Annotated in this window: 1 pseudogene; it reads right to left on the bottom strand. The window is 41.3% G+C overall.

The features are described from left to right. Positions 1–649, bottom strand: a pseudogene (locus ACFIL3_RS10895) (hypothetical protein); the annotation flags it as partial.

Genomic DNA, 649 nt, shown 5'->3' with positions numbered 1-649 from the left:
CAACTTTCTCAAAGCCTATCGGCAAAAGTTGACCATCCAAACTCATCTGATAAAAACCACCATCACTCGCAAAAAAAACATCACTCCCTCGACATGCTATAGAGGACGCACTACGGGCTCCGCGCTTGTCTTGTATCTTTTGAAACGTAAACACAATCTTAGAACCCGCAACAAAGGTTCCTGCATAAATAGCAGAACGCATAAAAATGAGGGGATTAGTCGATTCCGTAGACCCTTGAACATATTCTCCATCTGGAAAATCTTGAAAATCGCAATCTTTCTGCTTAACTGTCCAATGGGTTGCATCTTCCAAACCTGACCAATGAATGCGATTGGGGTGATCTGTCAATTGCATCAAACAAACAAAAGGTCCCCAAACCTTCACCAAGCCTGCTTTCGGGGGATTGCCTCCTAAATCTTCAAATCGTTCAGAACTATGGGTATTAAAAACTTGTGGTTTATCATTTTTATTCACCGCAATAATTCTTTGACCAAACAAAGCGAACGACCATTGATTATCTTCATGCGCATGATAAGTCACACCACTTTGACTTATGTCCTTCCACCCCTTCGTTTGACTATCATAACTGTAAAGCTTTTGCTTGCCTCCTACGATTATCTTAACACCATTGCCACTTCTAAACGCTAT

It is taken from the genome of Bartonella sp. CE47NXGY, assembly GCF_042195415.1.
In the GTDB taxonomy this organism is placed as follows: domain Bacteria; phylum Pseudomonadota; class Alphaproteobacteria; order Rhizobiales; family Rhizobiaceae; genus Bartonella.
Note: the sequence above shows the minus strand (reverse complement) of the source record. Positions and strands in the feature narration are given on the sequence as shown.